Origin of the sequence: Rhodomicrobium lacus (genome assembly GCF_003992725.1) — a bacterium.
Taxonomy (GTDB): Bacteria; Pseudomonadota; Alphaproteobacteria; order Rhizobiales; family Rhodomicrobiaceae; genus Rhodomicrobium; species Rhodomicrobium lacus.
The window spans coordinates 1-21,175 of record NZ_RZNF01000003.1 but is presented as its reverse complement, the minus strand read 5'-3'; the positions used below and the strand labels follow the sequence as shown (position 1 = coordinate 21,175).

The 21,175-nt window shown below is 62.8% G+C and carries 20 protein-coding genes and 1 tRNA gene; 6 read left to right on the top strand and 15 right to left on the bottom strand.

Features of this window, described 5'->3' with window-relative positions:
• Positions 1–2: 2 nt before the first annotated feature.
• The 8 genes from EK416_RS04845 to EK416_RS04810 form a co-directional block, all read right to left on the bottom strand.
• Positions 3–1,517 (bottom strand): hydrogenase large subunit, encoded by a 1,515-nt coding sequence (locus EK416_RS04845; RefSeq protein ID WP_181952118.1) that lies wholly within the window; start codon positions 1,515–1,517, stop codon positions 3–5.
• Entirely contained in the window at positions 1,514–2,950 is a 1,437-nt protein-coding gene (locus tag EK416_RS04840; protein ID WP_127076381.1) for a hydrogenase 4 subunit F, read from the bottom strand. The genes EK416_RS04845 and EK416_RS04840 overlap by 4 nt, the downstream gene beginning before the upstream one ends.
• The gene (locus EK416_RS04835; RefSeq protein ID WP_245433944.1) at positions 2,947–3,612 is read right to left on the bottom strand and encodes a hydrogenase-4 component E; all 666 of its coding nucleotides are present in this window, start codon (positions 3,610–3,612) and stop codon (positions 2,947–2,949) included. The genes EK416_RS04840 and EK416_RS04835 overlap by 4 nt, the downstream gene beginning before the upstream one ends.
• Entirely contained in the window at positions 3,609–4,574 is a 966-nt protein-coding gene (locus tag EK416_RS04830) for a respiratory chain complex I subunit 1 family protein (protein ID WP_127076380.1), read from the bottom strand. The genes EK416_RS04835 and EK416_RS04830 overlap by 4 nt, the downstream gene beginning before the upstream one ends.
• Positions 4,574–6,592 carry a hydrogenase 4 subunit B gene (hyfB, locus tag EK416_RS04825; RefSeq protein ID WP_127076379.1) on the bottom strand — a complete coding sequence of 673 codons (2,019 nt, stop codon included), beginning with the start codon at positions 6,590–6,592 and terminating at the stop codon, positions 4,574–4,576. The genes EK416_RS04830 and hyfB overlap by 1 nt, the downstream gene beginning before the upstream one ends.
• Entirely contained in the window at positions 6,589–6,855 is a 267-nt protein-coding gene (locus EK416_RS04820) for a helix-turn-helix domain-containing protein (RefSeq protein ID WP_037236944.1), read from the bottom strand. Before EK416_RS04820 ends, hyfB begins: the two co-directional genes overlap by 4 nt.
• A 710-nt stretch (positions 6,856–7,565) precedes the next feature.
• Positions 7,566–8,669, bottom strand: a complete 1,104-nt coding sequence (locus EK416_RS04815) for a D-alanyl-D-alanine carboxypeptidase family protein (protein WP_127076378.1) — start codon at positions 8,667–8,669, stop codon at positions 7,566–7,568.
• Between the two features lie 16 nt (positions 8,670–8,685).
• Positions 8,686–8,771 (bottom strand) — tRNA-Leu (locus EK416_RS04810).
• A 706-nt stretch (positions 8,772–9,477) separates the two neighbouring features.
• Between EK416_RS04810 and EK416_RS04805 the strand changes: the two genes are divergently transcribed.
• The 3 genes from EK416_RS04805 to EK416_RS04795 all read left to right on the top strand — a co-directional run bounded on the left by EK416_RS04805 (position 9,478) and on the right by EK416_RS04795 (position 11,043).
• Entirely contained in the window at positions 9,478–9,714 is a 237-nt protein-coding gene (locus EK416_RS04805) for a BolA family protein (RefSeq protein ID WP_127076377.1), read from the top strand.
• A gap of 92 nt (positions 9,715–9,806) precedes the next feature.
• A complete protein-coding gene (gene grxD / locus EK416_RS04800; protein ID WP_127076376.1) occupies positions 9,807–10,145 on the top strand; it encodes a Grx4 family monothiol glutaredoxin in 339 nt (112 codons plus the stop codon).
• A gap of 211 nt (positions 10,146–10,356) precedes the next feature.
• Positions 10,357–11,043, top strand: coding sequence for an NnrU family protein (locus EK416_RS04795; RefSeq protein ID WP_127076375.1), 687 nt, complete (start codon positions 10,357–10,359; stop codon positions 11,041–11,043).
• 124 nt (positions 11,044–11,167) lie between these two features.
• Here the strand turns inward: EK416_RS04795 and EK416_RS04790 are convergent, their stop codons facing one another.
• From EK416_RS04790 to erpA, 4 genes are all read right to left on the bottom strand, one after another.
• Positions 11,168–12,481, bottom strand: a complete 1,314-nt coding sequence (locus EK416_RS04790; protein ID WP_127076374.1) for a DUF2130 domain-containing protein — start codon at positions 12,479–12,481, stop codon at positions 11,168–11,170.
• A 233-nt stretch (positions 12,482–12,714) separates the two neighbouring features.
• A complete protein-coding gene (gene ubiB, locus EK416_RS04785; RefSeq protein WP_127076373.1) occupies positions 12,715–14,265 on the bottom strand; it encodes a 2-polyprenylphenol 6-hydroxylase in 1,551 nt (516 codons plus the stop codon).
• 206 nt (positions 14,266–14,471) lie between these two features.
• Positions 14,472–15,260 (bottom strand): exodeoxyribonuclease III, encoded by a 789-nt coding sequence (gene xth / locus EK416_RS04780; RefSeq protein WP_127076372.1) that lies wholly within the window; start codon positions 15,258–15,260, stop codon positions 14,472–14,474.
• Positions 15,261–15,266: 6 nt separating this feature from the next.
• Positions 15,267–15,602 carry an iron-sulfur cluster insertion protein ErpA gene (erpA, locus tag EK416_RS04775; RefSeq protein WP_127076371.1) on the bottom strand — a complete coding sequence of 112 codons (336 nt, stop codon included), beginning with the start codon at positions 15,600–15,602 and terminating at the stop codon, positions 15,267–15,269.
• 110 nt (positions 15,603–15,712) lie between these two features.
• Between erpA and EK416_RS04770 the strand changes: the two genes are divergently transcribed.
• Positions 15,713–16,912: a deoxyguanosinetriphosphate triphosphohydrolase gene (locus EK416_RS04770; RefSeq protein ID WP_127076370.1), complete on the top strand. Its 1,200-nt coding sequence runs from the start codon at positions 15,713–15,715 to the stop codon at positions 16,910–16,912.
• A 99-nt stretch (positions 16,913–17,011) separates the two neighbouring features.
• Here the strand turns inward: EK416_RS04770 and EK416_RS04765 are convergent, their stop codons facing one another.
• Both EK416_RS04765 and EK416_RS04760 read right to left on the bottom strand, forming a co-directional pair.
• Positions 17,012–18,043: a cytochrome-c peroxidase gene (locus tag EK416_RS04765; protein ID WP_127076369.1), complete on the bottom strand. Its 1,032-nt coding sequence runs from the start codon at positions 18,041–18,043 to the stop codon at positions 17,012–17,014.
• Between the two features lie 501 nt (positions 18,044–18,544).
• Positions 18,545–18,763, bottom strand: coding sequence for a hypothetical protein (locus EK416_RS04760; protein ID WP_127076368.1), 219 nt, complete (start codon positions 18,761–18,763; stop codon positions 18,545–18,547).
• Here EK416_RS04760 and EK416_RS17670 point away from each other — a divergent pair.
• On the top strand, positions 18,762–18,902 hold the full coding sequence (locus EK416_RS17670; protein ID WP_164729869.1) for a hypothetical protein: 141 nt from the start codon (positions 18,762–18,764) through the stop codon (positions 18,900–18,902). The two genes, EK416_RS04760 and EK416_RS17670, sit on opposite strands and share 2 nt — an antisense overlap.
• Positions 18,903–18,987: 85 nt before the next feature.
• On the opposite strand, the gene EK416_RS04755 is transcribed toward EK416_RS17670, so the two are convergent.
• On the bottom strand, positions 18,988–19,464 hold the full coding sequence (locus tag EK416_RS04755; protein ID WP_127076367.1) for a DUF2059 domain-containing protein: 477 nt from the start codon (positions 19,462–19,464) through the stop codon (positions 18,988–18,990).
• 179 nt (positions 19,465–19,643) lie between these two features.
• Here EK416_RS04755 and ahcY point away from each other — a divergent pair, with 179 nt between their 5' ends.
• The gene (gene ahcY, locus EK416_RS04750; RefSeq protein ID WP_127076366.1) at positions 19,644–21,044 is read left to right on the top strand and encodes an adenosylhomocysteinase; all 1,401 of its coding nucleotides are present in this window, start codon (positions 19,644–19,646) and stop codon (positions 21,042–21,044) included.
• Positions 21,045–21,175: the final 131 nt, after the last annotated feature.

Sequence of the window (21,175 nt, the reverse complement as noted above, 5' to 3'; positions counted from 1 at the left end):
CCTTAAAGATCCACGCCCGAATAGGAGCAGTTGAACGACTTGTTGCACAACGGGAAGTCGGCGACGATGTTGCCCTTGATCGCGGTTTCGAGCAGCGGCCACTGGAACCAGGAGGCGTCGCGCGCGTGCATGTGTGCGATGCGGCCTTCATCCTCGATGCGCACGGCAACGAACAGGTCGCCGCGGAAGGCTTCCACCAGCGCCGCGCCCGCGCCCGGCTGAAAAGGCGGAGGAGCAGCGCGGATCGGGCCGTCTTCGAGCCGGCCCAATAATTGGCGGATGATGGCGGCGCTTTCGGCGATTTCCTCGATGCGAATCCAGATGCGCGCGTCCACGTCGCTTTCCTCGCGCGTCGGCACCTTGAAGGCGACCGCGTTGTAAGGCGGATAGGCGAAGGCCCTGCGCGCGTCGAAGGCGCGTCCGCCGGCTCGGCCGACAAAGCCGCCCGCCGCGAACTGGCGAATGAAATCGGGCTCCGCGATGCCGGTGCCGTGCGTGCGGTTTTGCAGCGATGGCGACTGGTCGTAGGCGCGGATCACGCGATGGAAACCCGTCTCGATGCGCTCCAACAGCGCGAGGATCGCCGCCGCGCCGCTCGCGTCGATGTCGCGGACGACGCCGCCCGGCACGACGGCGTCCATCATCATGCGATGGCCGAAAAGCGCATCCTGCGTGCGCAGGATGTCTTCGCGGATGAGCGAACAGCGGGCGAGGAGCGCCGCGACGGCTGCGTCGTTGCAAATGCCGCCGACATCGCCGACATGGTGCGAGAGCCGTTCGAGTTCGGCCATCACGCCGCGCAGGATTTGTCCTCGCGGCGGCACGTCCCAGCCGAGCGCGGCCTCGACCGCATGCGAAAACGCGAAGCTGTAGGCAACGGTGCTGTCGCCCGACATGCGCGCGGCTAGTCTCGCGGCCTTTTCGACCGGCGCGCCTTGCGCCAGCGCTTCGACGCCCTTGTGCACATAGCCGAGCCGCGCTTCGAGCCGCGCGACCGTCTCCCCGTTGGCGGTGAAGCGGAAATGCCCCGGCTCGATGATCCCCGCATGCACCGGGCCGACGGGGATCTGATGCAGGCCGTTGCCATCGACGGCGAGGAAATGATAGCCCGGCTCATGCTCCCGCCCCGGCCAGACGCCGTGATCGAGCCAGCGGCGCTCGTCGGGAATGCCCTCCGGTATCGCGCCGTAGAGGTCGCGCATCGCGCGTTCGAGGCGTAGCGCTGGCGCATGATGCAGGCCGACGGACGGGTAAGCGCCCGCCTTGAGCGTGAGCGAGACGATGGCGCGACAGTTCTCCCTGGCATCCCAAAGCGCCATGCGGACGTGGTGATCGTCGATCCACAGCGCGCCGAGATCTTGCCAGCCGGCGGCACAGCCTCTGGCAAGGCCGATCCAAAGCGCCGTGTCTGCTTCGATGCGGGCGAAACCGTCGGCGCGAACCTGCAGCGCGGCGCGGATCGCGTCGGCGAGCGCAACCGGATCCGTATCGGCACCTCTCTCGTTCAGGGTGATCATCCGAGCGTCTCCGCAGCGCGCTTGAACCAGACGACGACGGCGGGGGGCAGAAACAGCCCCGCGATCAGGATCAGCGACAGATGGACGAAGATCGGCGCCGATGCCGCGCTGACGGGATGATTGGGGGTGGTCGGTTCGCCGAAGAGAATGTCCTGAAGACGCATGAGCAGCGCGCCCAGCGCGACAAGCAGGCCGAATGCCACCGCAAGGGCGAGCAACGGCTCGCGCGCGAAGGTGGAGGTGAGGATCAGGAATTCGCTCATGAACGCCCCGAACGGCGGCAGCCCGGAAATTGCGATCACCCCCGCCGCGAGCGCGACCGAGAGCACCGGGTTTGAAACCGACAGTCCGCGAATGGCGGACAGTTCCTGCGTGCCTTTCGCCTGCGTGACATGGCCGACCGCGAAGAAGATCGCCGATTTCGTGAGGCTGTGCATCACCATGTGCAACAGCGCCGCGAAGTTCAAGAGCGGGCCGCCGAGGCCGAAGGCGAAGGTGATGAGGCCCATGTGCTCGATGGAGGAATAGGCGAACAGCCGTTTGATGTCCTGCCGCTGGTAGAGCATGAACGCAGCGAAGATCAGCGACACGAGGCCCATGGTGATGAGGATCGGCCCCGGTTCGAGCGCGTGCGGGTTCGCCGCGATCAGCATCTTGAAGCGGAGCAGCGCGAACAGCGCGACGTTGAGGAGCAGGCCCGACAGCACGGCTGAAATCGGCGTCGGTCCTTCGGCGTGGGCGTCGGGCAGCCACGCATGCAGCGGCGCGAGGCCGACCTTCGTGCCATAGCCGACGAGCAGAAAGATGAACGCGATGTTGAGCAGCGGCGCGTCGAGTTGCGGCGCGATCTTGAGAAGCTCGCTCCACGTCATCGCCGCCTCGCCTTCGCCGAGAACGCCCTGTCCCGCGAGATAGACGAGGATCGTGCCGAAGAAGGCGAGCGAGATGCCGACGATGCCGAGGATGAAGTATTTCCACGCGGCTTCGAGCGCGGCGGGCGTGCGGTAGATGCCCACCATGATGACGGTCATGAGCGTCGCGAATTCGAGGCCCACCCACATCAGGCCGATGTTGTTGGCGAGCAGCGCGAGGTTCATCGCGCCCATCATCCCCTGGAACATCGCATGGTAGAAGCGCACGAACAGCGGCGTGAGGTGGCCGGTTTCGATCTCGTGACGGATGTAGCTGCGGCTGAAGAGCGACGTGGTGAAGCCGACGAGCGTGTTCAAGATGATGAAGAACTTGTTGAGGTCGTCGAGGATGACATAGGTCTCGGTGACGGGCGGCAGCGCGAGGAAGGAAAGCCCCGCCGCGAAGGCGAGGCCCGAGGCGAGCACGTTGCCGAGCGCGGTCAGCCGATAGCTCGGGCTCAGCGCGAGCAGGATTGCGGACAGGAACGGGATGCCGACGACGGCATAAACGGCCTCGTTCATCGATGCGCCCTCGCCGCTCTCACCTTGTCGAGGCTTTCCACGTCGACGCTGTCGAAGCGCTCGCGGATGCGGAACAGGAACACCGCGAAGACGAACAGCGCGATGAGCACGGAGAACGCGACGCTTACCTCGACCACGAGCGGCATGCCGCGCGCGCCGGTCGCCGCGAGGATGAGGCCGTTCTCGATCGACATGAAGCCGACGATCTGCGTCACGGCATTGCGGCGCAGGATCATCTGGAGGAAGCCGAGCAGGATGATCGCGAGCGCGAGCGCCAGCCCTTCGCGCGTGAAAGACGCGGCGCCCGGCGTGACCTTCAGCACGAGCAGGAGCGCGAGGCTCGTCAGCCCGAGACCGAGGAACATGGCGACGCCGACATTGACCACCTGATCGACGTCACGCTTGATGCCGAGTTTCTCGACCATGCGGTTGAGCGCGACGGGGATGATGATGCCCTTGAGGCCGAAAGCCATGGCCGCCGTGATGAACAGATCCGGCGCGTTGCGGACATAGCCCTGCCAGGCGACGGCGAGCGACAGCATGATCGCTTGCACCGCAAACGTGTTCAGCACCGCAAGAATACGATCCTGATAAAGGAGCGTGAAGCTGCAGACGAGCATCATGCCCGCAAGGAAGTGTGCGATGTCATAGGCGTTGGTCACCGCTGCACCTCACGCGACAGGAATTCGAGCAGGATTGCGAGGAAGGCGAAGATGAATGCGCCGCCGAGGAACTCGCTCATGCGGAAGACGCGCATCTTCGCGATGCTGACTTCCCACACGCCGAGCGCGACGGCCGCCAGCACGAGCTTGGCGAGATAGGTGCCGATGCCGATGGCCCATGCAGCGGCGCTTCCGTCGAACGGCGCCATGCCGAAAGGCAGGAACAGGCAGATGATGAGCGAAATGTAGAGCGTGAGTTTCAGGTGTCCGGCGGCCTCGATCATGGCGAGGTGGCGTCCCGAATATTCGAGCACCATCGCCTCGTGCACCATGGTGAGTTCGAGATGGGTGGCGGGGTTGTCGACCGGGATGCGGGCATTTTCCGCCATCGCCACGATAACAAGCGCGACGAAGGCCAGCGCGAAGGAGACGCGGATCTCGATCGGCTGCGAGATGAGAAACTGCGCCACTTCGGGCAGCCGCGTGGTGCCCGCCGCGAATGCGATGGTGAGCGCGACGAGAAGCGATGCGGGCTCTGCCAGCGAGGCGATCATCATTTCGCGCGACGAGCCGATGCCGCCGAAGGCTGTCCCTGCGTCCATCGCGGCGAGCGCTAGCAGCGCGCGGGCCGCTCCGATCAGCGCGACGAGGGCGACGACGTCGGCGGCCCAGTTGAACATCAGCCCCGAGGCGAGCGTCGGCACCAGCGCCGCCGCAACCCAGGTGAACGCGAAGATCATGTAAGGCGCGGAACGGAAAAACCACGTCGCGTTCGGCGCAAGTACGGACTCCTTGCGCACGAGCTTCAGAAGATCGCGGTAGGGCTGGAATATGGAGGGTCCGCGCCGTCGCATCAGGCGCGCCTTCACCTTCCGCGTGATGCCTGTCACCGCAGGCGCGATGGCCAGCACGAAGAACATTTGCGCGCCCTGAGCGATGAAGGATTGAACGGTTGCGGGCATCACATGAACGTCGCGGTTATGACGAGCAGCACGATCAGCGTGGAGAACATCAGCACGAGATAGCGGCGGATCGTCAGGTAGTGGATGTGGTCGAAACGCTCCGAAAGCGCCCAGAGCGCCTTGGCGGGCATGGCGTAAAGAAAGCGCCATAGATAGTCCGCAAAGCGGATGCGGAAGTGACCTTCGCGCAAGCTCCCGGGCGGCGGCATGTCGACGGTCTCGGTCGCGCTGTAGACGACCCCGCCATAGACACGGCGCAGCGGCTGGCTGTAGCTCGACGCGGTATATTGCGTCGCTGGCGAAGGATCGGGGAAGCCGCAGTCCCATGCGGGCGAGCGCCGCGTCTTGCGCGTGGCGAACAGGTGCACGGCGGCCATGGTGGTGAGCGACGACACGGCGACAAAAAGCGCGATCATGGGCGCGTCGTAGATCGCGCGGCCCTGATCGAAGGCGATGAGCGAGAAGGGCGTGGGGCCGGTCTGCGTGTTGATCGCGGCGGCGCCTCCGGCATACTCGACGAGCAGCGGGTTCAGCGCGAACGCCGTCAACCCGCCAAGGAGGCCGCCGAGAATGCAGAGAAGGGCAAGCAGTCCGATGGCGAGCGTCTGCGTGAACGGTGCTTCATGCGCGTTTGCCGCTTCGGGGCTGCGAGGGCGGCCAAGGAACACGGTCCCAAAAGCGCGCACGAAGCAGGCGGCAGCGAGCCCGGCCGCGAGCGCCAGCATCGCGCCGAGCACGGGCGACAGGAAACGCAGGATAGGTTCGGGGAAGACGGGTCCGGTCAGCACAGCCTGAAACAGCAGCCATTCGGAGACGAAGCCGTTAAGAGGAGGTAGCGCTGAGATGGCCAGCGCGCCGATAAGCCAGAAAGCCGATGTCTTCGGCATGCGATGGATGAGGCCGCCGAGCCTGTCGAGTTGCTTCGTACCGGTTGCGTGCAACACTGCGCCCGCGCCGAGAAACAGAAGCGATTTGAACCAGGAGTGATTCAACGCATGAATCAGCGCGGCGGCGAGCGCGATCCCCGCCGCCGGCGGGATATTCGACGATTTGAACGCGATGGCGAGCCCGAGGCCGGCAAAGATGATGCCCACATTCTCGATGGTCGAGTAGGCGAGCAATCGCTTCAGATCCTGATCCTGCACGGCATAGAGGAGGGCGCCGACAGCCGAAGCCGCGCCGAGCAGGATGAACGGCAGCGACCACCACCATTGCGGATCGCCGAGCAGGTCGAAAACCACGCGGATGACTGCATAGATCGCCACCTTTGTCATGACGCCGCTCATGAGCGCGGAAACGTGGCTCGGTGCGGCGGGATGGGCGAGCGGCAGCCAGGCGTGAAGCGGCATGATGCCCGCCTTCGACCCGGCGCCGAACAGCGCTGCGCCGAGGACCAGCGCCGAGACGAGCGGCGTCAGGTGGCTCGCGCGCATCGTGTCGAACGCGTAGCCGCCCGACGCACCGGCGAGGCCGCCAAAGGCAAACAGCAGCGCCATCGTTCCGCCCGCCGCCATGATGAGATAGACGTAGCCGGCCTTGCGGTTGTCGGGGTCGGCATGCCGCGACACGACGAGCGCCCACGACGACAGCGACATCAGTTCCCAGAAGAAAAGGAAACCGAACGCGTCGTCGGCGAGGAGCACGGCGTTCATCGCGGCACAGAACGCGGGATAGAGCGGCTCCACGCGCTTTGAAAGGTCGTCGCGCTTGATGCCCGTGCCGTAGAGGCTTACCATGAGCACGCCGACATTCACGACGAAGCCGAAGAAGGCAGAAAGCTTGTCCAGACGAATGTGGAGGCCGACCCCCGGAAGGCCGACCGGCAAGTGCTCCTTCAGCGTGACTTCACTGAAGAAGGCGGAAACGTCGGCGACAACGGCGAGCGAAGCCGCGACCATGGAGGCCACGTAGACGAAACCGAGCCAGCGCCGGGGCACGAAAACCGCAGTGAGCGCTGCTCCCGCGTAGATCGCGAGCGCGGCAAAAAGCGCCTGAAGCTGCCAGCCCGCGCCGATCATTCCTCGGCCCTCTCCGGCGGCTTCTTGAGGCGAACGCCGCGCCCGCCGCCGCTCGATACGGCTCCCTCTCCGATGAGTTCGACGCCCGCCCGATCCAGCGCTTCGACGATCTTGGTAAGGCTGTCGACCACGCCGCGAACGATGCCGGGACTTGCTTCCATGCGCTGAACGGTCGGCAAGGAAACGCCGGCCTGATCGGCCAAAGTTTTCTGGTCGATGCCGATAAGCGAGCGCGCAGCGCGCAACTGGGCTCCGGTAAGCACCGAACTTCCCCCTCGAACTCTGGATCGGCCCGCCGTCAAATCGGACTCGATTTGACGCAGGGAGCTGATCGACAACCGCACCGCGTTTCATTTGCGCACGAGGCTTTCAGGACGCTTTCGAACGGATTGTCTCGCGTGGCGAAAACGCGTCAAAGCCTGAAGGCAAACCTCGCGATTGGGGTCGCAAAGGCTACGATTGTGAATTTAAACCCCTAAGGCTGATGTCTCAAGCATCAATTTCGATGGAAAAGCCATGATCATCGGGGTGAACGGCGTTTTCCACTTCGATTCCTCCCGCAGGGGGCGAAATCCTTTTGGAAGGCTTGGGACCGACAGCGCCGTTGCGTCGGACGCGGCATGGCGCTGTTCAGCGTCTCCCGGGGCGAATTGCGCGGCTCTTCGGAGCGATGCAGCGCGCGGTCGAGCACGGGGCGGGCTGCCGCATCTCCTCGCTCGGTCCGGTGGCGAGAGGTTGCGCGGTGCTCCTGCTCGGCGTTCCAGTGCGTATCCGCTTTTGATTTATCTATCTATTTGTCGTGTCGCGCATCGTGACGGAAAACCGCGGCACACTTTTCCGGGCGCGCTCCGTTGCAAAGCGTATCGGGCGAGAGGGGAATGCCGGGATAGCGGCACCCGGTTGACCCGCGATGCTTACCCGTTCACCCGTTCACCGTTCACCGTTCACCGTTCACCGTTCACCGTTCACCCGTTCACCCGTTTGTGCGGGCGGCGGCAGGGTCTGCCGCACCGGGATGGGCAGCCTTGGGCACAGGCTTCTTCTGATCCCCCGGTGCCTGCACGGCTTTCGGTTTCGCGCCGGATGCGCCGTGTCCGGGTTGCGATGCGGGGCGCTTGGGCTTCTGTTTCGCGCTGACGGCGGGCTTGCGGCCGCTGCAGACAATGCCGCGCATGTCGGCGGGTTGCGCGCCTTCGGGTGTTTCGACGGGCCAGGTCGCGAGCGTCGGAGCGAGCACCGCCTTCCAGGGATAGATCTCGAAGCCGTGCTCGAACAACGCCGCTGCGCGGAGTGTCCTCGCCCCGGACGAGCGTTCGCCGAGCACCACGGCGACGAGCTGGCGACCGTTCCGCGTTGCGCTCGCCACGACATTATATCCCGCCGCGCAGACGAAGCCGGTCTTCATGCCGTCCGCCCCGTCGTAACGCTTGAGAATGCTGTTGTGCGACGCAAGAAGCCGGTTGCCGACGCGAACCTCGGTCATCGAGAAAATGGGCGCGTATTGCGGGAACTCCTTGAGGATCATGTTCGAAAGGAGCGCCATGTCTCGCGCCGTCGTAACCGCCTGGTCGGGTGTTTCGGTGCCGTCCGGGTTGAATTGCGGCAGGCCGTTCGGGTTGACGAACCTCGTGTTCGTCATGCCGAGCCGCTTTGCCGTGCGGTTCATCATCTCGACGAACGCTTCGCTCGAACCGGCGATCTTTTCGGCGATCATGATCGCAACGTCATTCGCGGATTTGACGATCAGCGCCTTGATGGCGAGATCGACCTTGATCTGCGCGCCGAGCGGAAGGCCGAATTTGCTGGGGGGCTGGCTGCGCGAAAGCGCCGTGGACGTCAGCATGTCCTCGGGAGACAGCCTGCCGTCACGGATCGCCTCGAAAGCGAGATAGGCCGTCATCAGCTTTGTGAGCGAGGCAGGCCGCCATGGCAGGTCGGCGTCTTCGGCGTAGATGACAAGACCTGTCGCCGGTTCGGTGAGAAGCGCGGGGCCAGCGGCGGCGCCTTGCGCGCCAGCGAGCAACGCTGCCGTTCCGAGAAGGATGAGCCTCGTCTTCTTCAACAATGCTGCGTACATGAATGATCGCTCGATTTGGTGCCCCAGGCCGGACTCGAACCAGCACGCCCTTGCAGGCAACAGATTTTGAGTCTGCCGCGTCTACCGTTCCGCCACTGGGGCACTCGCATCGGGAAGCTGGATCATAGCGAGGCTTTGCGAGGCGTCAACTGCTTGCTTGAGAAAAGCACAGCAGACTTGAATGGAACTTGCAGAGCGCGAGCGCCTTTCTGCCGCCTTGTGCGGACAAGGCACGATACCCCCTATCTGTTGATGGAGCGTGCATGGACCACGCGTGCATTGGACCACGAAAGCCGCGTCGGATTACGACGTCGCCTTGTCTTTCCCTTGGAAGTCTCTGAAGCGGGATGCGCCAGGGCTTGCCCGCTCTCTTGAAACAAGGCGTGCTCTATCAATTTGTTTTGTCGCCTGTCTTCTCGGAAAACCGCTTCACACTTCGCGGACGCGCGCTGGAGCCGTTCTGCGTCCGATCTATAGCCTGACGCTTTCAGGCGCCGTCAATTTACCTGCGAAGACGACGCCGATGGCTGGAGCACGGCTTGCTTTCGGGGGTTGCCGGGAGCGTGATTGCGCCGCACTGCCTTCGGTTATTCGCCGATGTCTGCCGGATGTCGTCAACGGTGGCCACCGAGACGGTCGTCTCGCCGCCGACCGTTGCTTCAGGCCACATGCCTCCACGGGCGCGCTGCACTCTCACCGATCACGTGCCTTTGAACCGCATGCGGCGGTCCGGTGTCGGCGCTTGTTGCGCAATGCAGCAATTCGCCTGTAATCTCTCGGCACATGAATTGAAGGAGAAGTGTCGCCGATGCCTATGGAGGCTCACGAAATAGAGCGCCTGATCAAGGAGCACCTGCCGGATGCCGAAGTGCTGATCGAGGCGCTTAAAGGCGACGGCGATCATTATGCGGCGCTCGTGACATCGGCCGCTTTCGCAGGAAAGTCACGCGTGCAGCAGCACCAATTGGTTTATGCGGCGCTCAAGGGCCGCATGGGCGGCGAGTTGCACGCCTTGGCGCTTACCACCAGACTTCCCGGCGAGTAACGGCGTTCCGCGGGGCAGATCTAGTCGCCGCGCCTTGTTTTTCCGCGCGCGGTTGACACCTTTTAGTTACGACATCGCAAAGGAAGGCTAGCATGAGCGAAGACGTCCAGAGCTGGATCAAGGATCAGGTCACGACAAACGACGTGGTGCTCTTCATGAAAGGGACCAAGGAGTTTCCGCAGTGCGGTTTTTCCGGCCGCGTCTCGCAAATTCTGAATTTCCTCGGTGTCACCTACAAGGACATCAACGTCCTGGCCGATGACGGCATTCGCAATGGCATAAAGACCTACACGAACTGGCCAACGATCCCGCAGCTCTATGTCAAGGGAGAGTTCATAGGTGGCGCGGACATCGTGTCCGAGATGTTCCAGTCGGGCGAACTGCAGAAGTTTCTCACCGATAAGGGTGTCCCTACGAGCAAGGCAGCTTAGCAGGGTATCCCTGGTTCTCCCCGGTTCTATTGCATCGGGATGCGGCGCACGCTCTAAATCCGACGGGCGAGCCGAGCGCAGGGGCCTATGGCGTTCGGTCACTGCCGGCGGATGGCGTGAATGCTCTTCCGCTCGTATTGTGACGGGCAAAAAACACCTCATCCAGTCGCCATAAAAACGGCACTCGCGGGACCGTTCGGGGGAAGAAAGCATGGTTACATCGACCGCCTTGTACATCGCATCGGCCGCCTTCTTCACTCTCCATCTCCTGCCGTCGACACCCGTTCGGCCAAGAGCGCTCGCGATGGTAGGGGAGGGTGTGTACACGGCGATTTTCTCTGTCCTTTCGGTGATCTTGCTGTGGCTTCTGGCCAGAGAATTCAACGCGGCGAACTATGGCGCAAAGCTGTGGCTCATTCCGGCCTGGTGGCTGTGGATAAAAGCCTTTCTGATCCTTTTCGCGTATGTCCTCATCTTTGCCGGTGTCCTGACCCCGAACCCATCGTCGCCTGGCTCGGCAAACAGCCTCGAAAATCCGGACATAGCCAACGGCATCTTCGCCATAACCCGGCATCCCGTCATGTGGGGCGTCGCGATATGGGCTCTGACCCACATGATTTCCCAGTCGACGTGGCGCGGTTTTGCGTTCTTTGGCAGTTTTGCAGCCACGGCGCTGATCGGCAGCTGGCTCCAGCAGCGACGAAAACGCGCTTCCGTTCCCGGATGGGCCGATTTTGAGGCCCGAACCTCCTTCTTTCCTTTCCTCGCCCTGATCGAAAACAGAGCCACCCTGAGATTGAAGTCGATTGCCTGGGGGCCGGTGGCTGTTGCCGTCATCGCGTGGGGTGCGGTCCTGCACTATCACGGATGGATTTTCGGCACGCCCGCCCTGCGCTGATACGCTGCTACACCCTGCACGTCTCGGTGCGGGCTTTGTCGGAAGTGCTCGGCAGACTTCTGGTGAACCAAGAATGTGAGTTGCAGGCCCGGCGGCATGGGAGCTACCGCAGGCTGAACCGGTCTCAGGATGCGCCGTCCGAATTGAGCAGCCTTATCCTTCCCTGATCGGGCCGGCCCAACTCGACGTCCTTGTCGTGACCGAAGTCGAGGCCATCGATCTCCTGGAGCGACCGCCCCGCGATGCCCTGCATGTCACCATACATGCCCGCGGTTGCGTCGATCACACCACGGATCTGCGTCTCGCGCTTGGCCCAGGCCTTTTGCATCGCTTTGCGCTCGCGCTCCAGGTCGGCCTGCATTTCGGCGAATTTCTCGACAATGGCCTCCACCCGATGTCTGAAGCGGGGGCCGGTGAGATACTGATACATCGCCTCCATCTTGGTCTGCTGTCCCTCGGCCGATTTTCGCGCGCCTGCGACCTCGATGAGCAAATGACGGACGGCTATCGCCATCGCCACCGCACATTTGGGCGAAACGACCCAGATCCCATCGATCTGCCCGAAGGTCTCGATCGTCTTGGGGAGCGCGTGGCTGACGATGATCGCCGCATCGGCCTTGGCCATCCGCTGATCGTCGCGCAGCTTGGCGAGCCATCCGTCGCTCCAATTCCGTGTCCGCTTGGATTCCCAAAGGATCTTGCCACAGTCCTGGCCGAACGGGGTCATCACCTGTTGTATGGCGTCGCCCCCGAACTCGCCCTTCGGCACCGGAGTGACGATGTCGTGCGGAAACCCCGCGCGTAAAAGCGCTTCGAGCTGCAACTCCTGCACCTCGCCCTGAAGCTGCTGCGAGCCCTGCTCGGCCTTGCGTTTCAAGTCCTCGATCTGCTTCTGCATGGCATGGATCGTCTGTTCGCGCTCCTGAACCTTCAGCAGTAGCTGCTCCTCGGCTTCCTTCCGGGCACGCGCCTGAATCTCGGACTGCTGTGCCGCCACCCGGCGTTCGATCGTCAGATCAAGTTCGCGGCGGGCATCCTCAAGTTCGCGCTCCTTACGAACGGCGTCCGCCTGCGCCTTCTGTGCCTCGGCGAGCTTTGCGGCCTGCTCCTTGTTGCGAAGGTGCGCTTCCTCAAGCTCTCGCGCCTTTTGCTGAAGGTCGATCAGAACGGCCGCCCGCGCTTTGCGGGCCTCTTCCTCGACGAGTTTCCTGCGCTCCGCCGCTACCCGCTCGGCAACCTCGGCCTCCAGCGCGTCCTTCGCTTCCCGGATCTGGTTCTGCTGCGCGCGGATCGCCGCTTCGCGCTTCTGGAAGTCGACTTCCTTCCGGCGCACAAGCTCTTCACTTTCGGCCCGGATCTTCTGGAGAAGGGGGGCTGCCAAGGTTTCGGTCAGCTTGATTTCGGACCGGCAATTCGGACAGACGATGGACGGCTCCACGCGACGCCTCCCCTTAGAGAATTGATGGAACAAACCATAAACTAAAAAGGATCGAAGGGGAACAGGCGAGCGTCGATCTCGGCATTTGTTTGTGGAAAAGCTTGGACAGCCAGTCAAGCGCCGCGGGTTGCGCTGGAAGTATTCGAATACAGGCCGTTGGCGCGTCTTGCGATGCGGAGAAGCAGAAGCTCCCCAGCCATCTCACGATGCAAGACGGGTCACGGAACAGCGGGTCACGGGAAAAGAAGCTTCGCGGCGATGGTGACAAGCGCACCCGTCGCAAGCCACAGCGGCACCGCGATAGGCCACCGGCTGGGCCTTGGCGATGTTTCTCGCGGCTTGTCTGGATCGAGGGCATCGACGATCTTCGCGCCGCGCTCGATAAGGTCAGGCGCCTGCCTGAGCGCGCTCGCCAGGGCGTTGACGTTCGACACGGCATCGCGGATCTGCGCGCGCGGCCCGAGCTGGCTCGTCAGCCATTCGCGAACCACCGGCTCCGCCGCGACCCAGATATTGAGCTTCGGATCGAGCGAGCGGGCGACGCCTTCCACGACCACCATGGTCTTCTGAAGAAGCAGAAGCTCCGGCCGCATCTTCATCTGGAACACTTCGGTATTGTCGAAGAGTTGCGTCAGAAGACGCGCCATCGAAATCTCCTCTGCGGGACGCCCCATGATCGGCTCGCCGATGGCGCGAAGCGCCTGACCGAAAGCGGCAACGCTCTGGTTCGCGGGTACGTAACCGGCCTCGAAGTGAATCTCCGACGCGCGGTAGTAGTTGCGGGTGATGAAGCCGTAGAGGATTTCCGCGAGAAAGCGCTGTTCCTTGGGACCGAGCCGCCCCATGATCCCGAAATCCACCGCGATTAACGCGCCGTCGCGCGGATCGACGAACAGATTGCCCTGATGCATGTCTGCGTGGAAGAAGCCGTCGCGAATGGCATGCTTGAGGAACGACTGGATGACGGTCAGCCCGAGCGCTTCCATGTCGACGCCGGCCGCGCGAATGGCCTCGATATTCGTGAGCGGGATGCCGTCGATCCAGTCGAGCGTCAGCACGCGCTTCGACGTGCGTTCCCAGTCGACACGCGGCACGCGAAAGCCGACATCGCCTCCTTTGGCGATATTATCGGCCATCTCCGAAATCGCGGCGGCTTCGAGGCGCAGATCCATCTCCAGCACGACCGACTGCGCCAGTGTGTCGACGGCAGCAACCGGCCGCAGGCGCCTCATTTGCGGCGAAAACCTCTCCGCCGTATGCGCCGCAAAATAGAAACTTTCGAGGTCGCGTTCGAAGCGCCTCTCGACGTCGGGCCTTAGGATCTTGACCGCAACGGCGCGGGTATTGCCTCCCGGCGTGCGCACGGCCGCCTTGTGGACCTGCGCGATGGAAGCCGCTGCGAGAGGCGGTCCGAACTCCACGAACACGTCCTGCCAGCGCTTGCCGAAGGAGGCTTCGATCTCATGATGAGCCTTGTCGACCGAGAACGGCGGCAAGCGATCGCGAAGCGAGCCGAGCGCCGTGGCGAGATGAGGCCCCACCACATCGGGCCTTGTCGCGAGAAACTGCCCGAGCTTGATATAGGTCGGCCCGAGCGCGCGGATCGCCTTCGCCAGCCGTTCGCCTCTGGCCTGGCGTTTCGCGCCCGATTCACGCTCGTCTGCGCGCAGGATGCGGAGCGGCGCGGGAAGCGTCACGTAGTCGGGGACGAATCCCACGCCGTACCATGCGAGCGTCGCGCCGGCCTTCGTCAGTCGGTATGTATTCCTGATGGCTTTGAACATGAGCGGGGGGTGTGGAATTGACTTAGCTGCGGATTAGCACGTGCGAGGATTAATGTCAGGTTTTTGAATCGCCGCAGCTTGAAGTTTCGCGGAAATTTCGTCTTCGCGAGGATGGTTTGGCTTCACCTACGGGAGTTGCGAGCGGTCAAGGAGCGGCAAGCGCTGCGCATCGATGACGGCCGAGCCCCCTCCATCGGGGCATTGCGTCACATACCGAGGGTGACCTGAACGGGCGTGTGATCCGAGGGCTTGTCCCAGCTTCTCGGCGTGCGGTCGATAGTTGCGGAGCGAAGCCTTGAGAGGGCCTGCGGCGACAGCAGGATGTGATCGATGCGCAGGCCGAGATTTTTCTGCCAGGCGCCCGCCTGATAGTCCCAGAAGGTGAATTGGCCTCCGCCGGAATTGCAGGTCTCGACCGCGTCCGCGAGGCCGAGGTTGAGAATGCGGCGGAACGCCTGCCGCGATTCGAGGCGGAACAGCGCGTCTTCCGACCAGGCGGCCGGATTATAGACGTCGATGCCGCGCGGAATGATGTTGTAGTCTCCCGCGAGCGCGAAAGGCTCTTCATAGGCGAGAAGCGTTTCGGCGTGGTCCTTGAAACGGGCGAGCCATGCGAGCTTGTAATCGAGCTTCGGCGAAGCCACGGGGTTGCCGTTCGGCGCGTAGACAGACGCCACGCGAAATGCACCGCCGCCGGGAAGCGACAGCACCGCCTCGATGTAGCGCGATTGCTCGTCCGTGTCGTCGCCGGGCAGGCCGACGACGGTTTCGTCGATCGGAAATCTCGACAGGATGGCGATGCCATTGAACGACTTCTGCCCGATGACGGCGCAATTATATCCGAGATCCTCGAACACGCTCCGCGGGAAAGCCTCGGTCTGGCATTTGATTTCCTGAAGGCACAGCACGTCAGGGCGCGCGCGCTTCAGCCACTGCACCGCTGCGGTTTCGCGTTGCTTGATGGAGTTTACATTCCACGTGGCGACGGTGAGCACGGCGTGTCAGATCGAGAAAGACGTGCCGCATCCGCAGGAGGCGGTTGCGTTCGGGTTGGTGATCTTGAAGGAAGAGCCCATCAGGTCGTCGATGAAATCGATCTCGGAACCTGTCATGAACGGCACGGACACGGGATCGATGACCACGCGCGCGCCGGATTTCTCGATCACGATATCGTCCTCTGCCGGTGCGGGAACGATCTCGAAATTGTAGCTGAACCCCGAGCAGCCGCCGCCTTGCACGCTGATGCGCAACGCATTCTCGCCTTGTGAAGGCCCTACGATCTCCCGAATACGGTTGGCGGCCCGCTCGCTCACGCTTATGTTGGCATCCGTGGTCATGACGATTGTTCGCCTCTCCTGAACCTTGACCTCAGTTTGGATGTTCGCGCGTCAATGTCAACCGCGCGGGGGCCGGGAACTTTCCCGGAGGAGACATCGGAGACGGGATCATGACGGAGCTTGCACCCTACGCGGCCCATGCCGAAGCGAGCCTCGGGAGGCTTCATCCGGAGGCGCCTTGCCCGACCCGCGACGTCTATCAGCGCGACCGGGACCGCATCATTCACTCCACCGCCTTCCGCAGACTGATCCACAAGACGCAGGTGTTCATCTATCACGAGGGCGACCATTACCGCACGCGGCTCACCCATACGCTCGAAGTTGCCCAGATTGCGCGGACGCTGGCGCGTGCGCTCGGCCTTAACGAAGATTTGACCGAAGCCATCGCGCTCGCCCACGACCTTGGCCACCCGCCGTTCGGCCATGCGGGCGAGGACGCGCTGAATGAGGCGATGGCTTCCATCGGCGGCTTCGACCATAACGCGCAAAGCCTGCGCATCGTCACGCTGCTCGAACATCGCTACGCGGCGTTTAGAGGCATGAACCTGACGTTCGAGACGCTGGAAGGCATCGTCAAGCATAATGGCCCGCTCGTCGCCGCCGATGGCCGTCCACTCGCGCGCTACGCTGCAAGCGGTCTGCCGCTCGCAATCCGGGCCTACGCCAGCGAACAGGATCTGCGTCTCGATACCCAGGCGCCGCTCGAAGGTCAGGTCGCGGCGCTCGCCGACGATATCGCCTACAACAATCACGACATCGATGACGGCTTCCGCGCCGGCTACATCACCGTTCGCGAAATGGAAGACGTGCCGCTCGTCGCGCGGATGCTGGCGGAGGTGCGCGGGCGTTATGGTGATCTCGCCGACGCGCCGCTCGTCTATGAAATGAACCGGCGCATGGTCGCGGCTATGGTGCAGGATGTGCTTGCCGAGACGCGCGCGCGGATCGCCGCGGCCACGCCGTCATCCATCGAGGACGTCCGCGCCGCCCCCGCGCCCCTCGCCCAATTTTCGGACGGCATGGCCGCAGGCATCGGCGAACTGCGGCGCTTTCTGTTCGCGCGGGTCTACAAGCACCGCGACATTGTGAAGAAGATGACGGATGCGCAGGCGATTCTGCGCGAGCTTTACGATCATTTTGCCGCCAATCCCGCCGAAATGCGTCTCGAAGCACGGGCCGCGTCGCTGTCCGACGATACGGCGCGGCTTCGCGCAGCCGGCGACTTCGTGGCGGGCATGACGGACATGTTCGCAATAAAGGCTTATGCGGCGATCAGGAGCGGCCTCGCGAACGGGGCGCCGCCGCTTTAATCGGGATGCGCTTCGATGCGGTCGTCAGGCGCGAGTCCGTGGAAGCCGCGCCCGACGGGAACGCCCGAAACGGTTCCGTCCGCTTCGGGCGTCTCTGTTCTATTCGGGCTTCGGCGTGTCGTTCGTGCGGACCGGCAGGATCGGCAGTTCGACGCGCGGCTGCTCGCCGGTCAATGTCTTGAGGAAGGCGACAATCAGCTTCGTTTCCTCGTCGGTCAGCTTTTCGCCGAGTTGCGCGTCGCCCATGACGGCAACGGCCTGCTCAAGCGACCACACCTGCCCGCTGTGGAAATAGGGCGCACGCAGGGCGACGTTACGCAGCGGAGCCGCACGGAAAACATATTCGTCCGAGGCGGTCTTGCTGACAGCGAAGCGGCCCTTGTCGCCGACCGGCAGGATGTCCGCGCCGGGCTTCTGGATCACGCCGAACGGATAGTAGCCGTTACCGCCGACATTGATGCCGTTGTGACAGGCCGCGCACCCCTTGTTGAGGAACAGGCGAAGGCCCTTTTTCTCGGTTTCGTCGATGGCCGTTTCATTTCCTTCGAGGAACTGGTCGAAGCGCGCGGCAGGCGTGATGAGCGTGGCTTCAAATGCCTCCACGGCCTTTGCGAAATTATCGAAGGTGACCGGTGCCTTCTCTCCGGGAAACGCCTTCTTGAACGCATCCACATAACCCGGCATCGCGGACAGCGTCGCGACGACATTGGCGGGCGTGTTGTTCATCTCGACGCTCGCCTGCACCGGGCCCTTCGCCTGAGCATTGAGGTCTTCGGCGCGGCCATCCCAGAATTGGGCGACATTGAACACCGCGTTCAACACGGTGGGCGCGCGGCGCGGCCCTTTTTGCCAGCCGTGACCGATGGACGTGGGCCCCGCATCGACGCCGCCGGTGCCGAGATTGTGGCAACTGTTGCAGCTGATGATCTGACTGCGGGAAAGACGCGGATCGAAGAACAGCATCTTGCCGAGTTCGACCTTGTCGCGCGTGACGGCATTATCCTTCACCGCCGGAACGATCGACGGAATCGGTTTGAAGACGGCATTTGCATCGGCGCGCAAATCGTCTGCCAACGCCACCGCGGGCAGCATGAGACCAAGTCCCAATGCCACGGAGAAAATTCTGTTCATGAGCCCACTCCCTTTTTGAAAGGCAGCCCATTTCGCGCCATTGCGCAGGGGTGTGCGTTGAGCGAGGTCAAAGTTTAGAACGACTAAAAAGAGAAGCTCATTTTTCAAAGAGAGCAGGTTTGAACAAAGTGCGCATGGATCTCCCAAGACGCCAAAAAATTGCGCTCCAAACACGCAAAGCGCGAAATTCTCTCGCGAAGCGGGCAGGGTGCGCGCCAACATGTCGCGGATTTTTTGTAAAGATTGGAAGGGGGAAGCCCCAGATGGCAGCGTGAAGCCCCGCGTCGGGGCGCAGGTTCCGGCTTCGCTTATTCAGGCGTCCGGTTGGCTTCGCTCGAAACGCCAGCGACGTCCCCGCCAGACCGGTCGAGACCATCCAGGCATTGCGCGGAGAGCGTCGCACCAGCGTGGCGCCGCAAGCGGGAAGCGGCACGACGCCATGCGGTTTCAGAAATGGCAGCGAGTCTCCGTCGGATCGGGTCCGATTTGACGCAGACGGATTTAATTCGCTTCCTTGTAATGGTCCTGGCAGCGCGGAAGCAGGTTCCGCTCGTTCTTTGCGAGACACGCCTTTAGGTCGCGCAAACGCTTGGCCTTGATGTCCTTGCAATATTGTTCCATGTCGAACCTGCACACGTCCCTGATCTTGTAGGTCGTGGTTGCGGCCCCGGCGTTCGTCGCGAACAGGCAGGCGAGCGCGAAAGCGGCGGCGTGTTTCATGGGCATCCTCATCACCAAAATTCAGCCGACGGATTACGCGTCTGCCTGGGCAGAAGTTGGACATGATCGCCGCGAAGGCGGGCGCATCGTGGCGAAAATTGCGGCGCGGGCTCAACCGCGTGCTTCATCGTCGCCTTGATCGCTCACCTTGCGCGAGCGCGCGGGCAGCCGCTTCGAGAGCGCGCAAGACGCGGGCTTTCGAGCGGCACCAATCGCATTCGGCGTTATTTCTTCGGCTCTTCGGCGGGTTTGGCGTCGCCCGCTCCCTGCGGGTGCAGTTCGGCCTGGACCTTGGCAATCGCCGCCTGAAGCTCCTGCTCCGTTGCCGGCAGAACCTCGGCCCTGTAGGCGTCCATCTTGCCCACGGCGGACTTGGCAACCTGCGAGCCGTAGAAATCGGCAAGCGCCTTCAATTCGTCGGCGGTGAACGTCTTCACCATAGCCTGCCTGATGGCCACCGACACCTTGTCGATGTCGAAATATTTGAGCATGAGCGCCTTGAACTGCTCCTGCTGCTCGGGGGGCAACGTCTCCGCGATGCCCGCCACGGTATCGGCGATCTGGGATTTCGGCGGCACGGCCGCGAGATAACGTTCGGCCTGCGCCTCGCGGTTCTGCGGGGTGTCGTCGAGCGCGAGGGCAGGAAGCGAAAACGGGAGCAGAACCGCCAGAAAAAGCAGGCGAGCGGCTAGGGCAGGCATGTTGGAAATCCTTCGCTTGGGGTTGGTAGGAATCTGGAAGCCGGAGTCGAAACGTCAAGTTGCGGAAGGCGGGGACGACATAAAGCAATGTTTATGTCTTTATTGCTTTTCTACAGGACAGGGGATACGACTGCCTCAAACCATCTTGCCGCTGTGGCAAACAAGCCTGGGAGAAGCCTGTGTCGAACGATTTCATTGTCAAAGATCTAAGCCTAGCGGACTGGGGCCGCAAGGAATTGGATATCGCCGAAACGGAAATGCCGGGCCTGATGGCCGTGCGCGAGAAGTTCGGCAAGGAACAGCCGCTGAAGGGCGCGCGCGTCGCGGGCTGTCTGCACATGACGATCCAGACCGCCGTGCTGATCGAGAGCCTTCAGGCGCTCGGCGCCGAAGTCCGCTGGGCCTCGTGCAACATCTTCTCGACGCAGGACCACGCCGCCGCCGCCATCGCCGCGCGCGGAACGCCCGTCTTCGCGGTGAAGGGCGAGACGCTCGATGAATATTGGGACTATGTGGACCGCATTCTCGAATGGCCGAACGGCGAAACCGCCAACATGATCCTCGACGACGGCGGCGACGCGACGCTGATCGTGCTCCTCGGCGCGGAAGCCGAGACGAATCCGGCGGTGCTCGAAAACCCGCATAGCGAGGAAGAGGCAAGCCTCTTCAAGACGATCAAGAAGCGCCTCGCGAAGACCCCCGGCTGGTATTCCAAGGTGAAGGCCAACATCAAGGGCGTGTCCGAAGAGACGACGACCGGCGTGCTTCGCCTCTACCAGATGGAAAAGAAGGGCACGCTCGCCTTCCCGGCCATCAACGTGAACGACAGCGTCACGAAGTCGAAGTTCGACAACCGCTATGGCTGCCGCGAAAGCCTCGTGGACGGTATCCGCCGCGCGACCGACGTCATGATGGCGGGCAAGGTTGCTGTGGTGGCGGGTTATGGCGACGTCGGCAAGGGCTCGGCGCAGTCGCTGCGCGGCGCTGGCGCGCGCGTGGTCGTGACCGAAATCGACCCGATCTGCGCGCTTCAGGCGGCGATGGACGGCTTTGCCGTGCAGACGCTCGACGAGGTTGCCGACAAGGCCGACATCTTCGTGACGGCGACCGGCAACAAGGACGTCATCACCATCGAGCACATGCGCAAGATGAAGGACATGGCCATCGTCTGCAACATTGGCCATTTCGACAATGAAATCCAGGTCGCGAGCCTGAAGAACTACAAGTGGACCAACGTCAAGCCGCAGGTCGATCTGATCGAGTTCCCCGGCGGCAACCGCATCCTACTTTTGTCCGAAGGCCGTCTCGTGAACCTCGGCAACGCGACGGGGCATCCGAGCTTCGTCATGAGCGCGTCGTTCTCGAACCAGGTTCTGGCGCAGATCGAGCTTTGGACGAACTCGGGCAAGGGCAAGTACGAAAACAAGGTCTATGTGCTGCCGAAGCATCTCGATGAGACGGTCGCGCGTCTGCACCTCGAAAAGCTTGGCGTACACCTGACGCAGCTCTCGAAGGAGCAGGCCGAGTATATCGGCGTGCCGGTCGAAGGGCCGTTCAAGTCGGACCTTTACAAGTACTAGTGATCCGATTCCGACATTTGCATCCGTTTGCGGCACGCTTGCGAGCAAATGTCGGAATCGAAAAGACCACTAGCAACATCATGATTCTAGTGGAGCTTTTGAATTTGACATTTGAGCGAGAGCGCGCAGCC

Excerpts from the sequence above, each read along its gene's own strand:
- EK416_RS04845 (WP_181952118.1), bottom strand. The coding sequence starts at position 1,517 with ATGATCACCCTGAACGAGAGAGGTGCCGATACGGATCCGGTTGCGCTC.
- EK416_RS04840 (WP_127076381.1), bottom strand. The coding sequence starts at position 2,950 with ATGAACGAGGCCGTTTATGCCGTCGTCGGCATCCCGTTCCTGTCCGCA.
- EK416_RS04830 (WP_127076380.1), bottom strand. The coding sequence starts at position 4,574 with ATGCCCGCAACCGTTCAATCCTTCATCGCTCAGGGCGCGCAAATGTTC.
- hyfB (WP_127076379.1), bottom strand. The coding sequence starts at position 6,592 with ATGATCGGCGCGGGCTGGCAGCTTCAGGCGCTTTTTGCCGCGCTCGCG.
- EK416_RS04815 (WP_127076378.1), bottom strand. The coding sequence starts at position 8,669 with ATGTACGCAGCATTGTTGAAGAAGACGAGGCTCATCCTTCTCGGAACG.
- EK416_RS04805 (WP_127076377.1), top strand. The coding sequence starts at position 9,478 with ATGCCTATGGAGGCTCACGAAATAGAGCGCCTGATCAAGGAGCACCTG.
- grxD (WP_127076376.1), top strand. The coding sequence starts at position 9,807 with ATGAGCGAAGACGTCCAGAGCTGGATCAAGGATCAGGTCACGACAAAC.
- EK416_RS04795 (WP_127076375.1), top strand. The coding sequence starts at position 10,357 with ATGGTTACATCGACCGCCTTGTACATCGCATCGGCCGCCTTCTTCACT.
- ubiB (WP_127076373.1), bottom strand. The coding sequence starts at position 14,265 with ATGTTCAAAGCCATCAGGAATACATACCGACTGACGAAGGCCGGCGCG.
- erpA (WP_127076371.1), bottom strand. The coding sequence starts at position 15,602 with ATGACCACGGATGCCAACATAAGCGTGAGCGAGCGGGCCGCCAACCGT.
- EK416_RS04770 (WP_127076370.1), top strand. The coding sequence starts at position 15,713 with ATGACGGAGCTTGCACCCTACGCGGCCCATGCCGAAGCGAGCCTCGGG.
- EK416_RS04765 (WP_127076369.1), bottom strand. The coding sequence starts at position 18,043 with ATGAACAGAATTTTCTCCGTGGCATTGGGACTTGGTCTCATGCTGCCC.
- EK416_RS17670 (WP_164729869.1), top strand. The coding sequence starts at position 18,762 with ATGGGCATCCTCATCACCAAAATTCAGCCGACGGATTACGCGTCTGCC.
- EK416_RS04760 (WP_127076368.1), bottom strand. The coding sequence starts at position 18,763 with ATGAAACACGCCGCCGCTTTCGCGCTCGCCTGCCTGTTCGCGACGAAC.
- EK416_RS04755 (WP_127076367.1), bottom strand. The coding sequence starts at position 19,464 with ATGCCTGCCCTAGCCGCTCGCCTGCTTTTTCTGGCGGTTCTGCTCCCG.